General features: G+C 40.6%; 3 protein-coding genes and 1 pseudogene. 2 read left to right on the top strand and 2 right to left on the bottom strand.

The window, feature by feature from the left end; genetic code table 11:
* Positions 1–129 (bottom strand): IS66 family insertion sequence element accessory protein TnpA (gene tnpA / locus VTH8203_RS25825; protein WP_442478235.1); only part of this gene is annotated, 129 nt, incomplete at its 3' end.
* Between the two features lie 134 nt (positions 130–263).
* On the opposite strand from tnpA, the pseudogene VTH8203_RS23565 reads away from it, so the two are divergent.
* A pseudogene (locus tag VTH8203_RS23565) lies at positions 264–542 on the top strand (NYN domain-containing protein); the annotation flags it as partial.
* A 218-nt stretch (positions 543–760) separates the two neighbouring features.
* On the opposite strand, the gene VTH8203_RS23560 reads toward VTH8203_RS23565, so the two are convergent.
* Positions 761–1,231 carry a hypothetical protein gene (locus VTH8203_RS23560; protein WP_096995771.1) on the bottom strand — a complete coding sequence of 157 codons (471 nt, stop codon included), beginning with the start codon at positions 1,229–1,231 and terminating at the stop codon, positions 761–763.
* Between the two features lie 275 nt (positions 1,232–1,506).
* Between VTH8203_RS23560 and VTH8203_RS23555 the strand changes: the two genes are divergently transcribed.
* Positions 1,507–1,618 (top strand): helix-turn-helix domain-containing protein (locus VTH8203_RS23555; RefSeq protein ID WP_158296145.1); only part of this gene is annotated, 112 nt, incomplete at its 3' end.

Genomic DNA, 1,618 nt, shown 5'->3' with positions numbered 1-1,618 from the left:
AAATTTGCACTTCCAATAGCTGAATTGGGATTGGTCAAGGCCGTGGCTACGGCAATATTGCGCTTGCGAGAGATCGCCTTTTTGCCAGTCATTAACGTGATGTTGCCAAACTTGCGATGAGTGAGTCATAAATTTCTCCTTGTGTAATGACAGTGGTCATTATCTACCATGGAGATCAGGATAGAATTATGCGGAAAATTGAGCGCTTACATTTGAGTGATGACTCGGATAGTATTCCTTTGTTTAGAAGAAGGAAATGGTACATGGGAAGTCGTAAAATTGCTGTTCTCATTGATTCTGAGAACACGCCGCACTCTAAATTGAGTTCTATCATTGAAGAGCTATCACGTTACGGTCAAATCATCGTCAAATGTGCTTACGGCGACTTCTCGACTGAGCAACTCAAAAACTGGAAACAGCCTCTTAATGAACTTGCCATTCAAGATAAGCAATAATTTGCACAAACTACGGGGAAGAACTCCACTGATGCACTCATGATCATTGATGCGATGGACCTTCTTTATAGCCAACGATTTGATGCTACACAGAAAGCGGGTGTGAATTTTGGGAGCGTATTGGTGTTGTTCTCTCGCAAGGGATTGCCAGTACCAATAAGCCGGTTCAAACGAGAGGTAAGTATGCTTGCTGGGTAGTCGGAATGTAACTGTCGGTCTCGCTTCGTAGGGGTATAGAAAAGAGGCTGAACATCAACCTCTTTTCTATTTGCGTACTATCTAATTCAAAGGGCTTGTATATAGCGTTAGATGCCTTTTTTACTCACATTTAACGCTTTCAATTTAGCGGTGAAGCCTTTCGCTGAAAAGCTAAAGGTTGTATCACCGTCATACGTTTTAACCTTAACAACATTTTTCAATTTGAATTCATTCAGTAAGTTCTCTCTCCCAGCCCTAGTCGCTGGCATAAAGTAACGTCTTTCACCATCACAATACTGATTATAACGAGTAAGAGTGCCATTTATGTAGATGGGATCATGGCTGATAATATCGGAGCTTTGATCTACACAGTCAGAATCACGCATCACTATATAGACCGATTGCGTTCCTGATTTTGAGGTAGATAATAGTGCATGAAGATTGCCATGCAGAGAATCTCTCACCAAATACTCCCCCCCTTTGGAGGTGTACCACTCTTTATCTTCATCGGCTGAGTGAGAATAAAAAGGGAGACAAAGAAGCAACAAAGCAAAAAAATTAGCAAGAGATTTAGTCAAAATAAAATCCTTAATCTGCGTTAAAATAACCAAAAAATAACCAAAAAATAACACATGAGTGTATGTGATATGATACCCAATGAGAAGGTTATGTGAAGGGCCAATTTGAGAGCATCATCAATGTTTTATAAATTTTTTATCCAATAATAAATGCACCTATTTTATTGGCCCGTAGTGGTGTCAGCGCCGATGTAAAAATGACCCACTAACGTCGATTTAAAATTGACCCACCTGAGGCAAACTATCCGTTCGTAAAATGGACAAAGCGGCGGATTATGATCAATCAGGAGCAACTAGTGGAAATACACGTTTTACATCAGCAAGGACAAAGTATCCGCCGCATCGCGCGTGATTTAGGTGTATCTAGAAACACCGTTCGCACTTATC

The organism is Vibrio thalassae, assembly GCF_900089835.1.
GTDB lineage: Bacteria > Pseudomonadota > Gammaproteobacteria > Enterobacterales > Vibrionaceae > Vibrio > Vibrio thalassae.
This window is presented reverse-complemented; position numbering and strand designations above follow the sequence as displayed.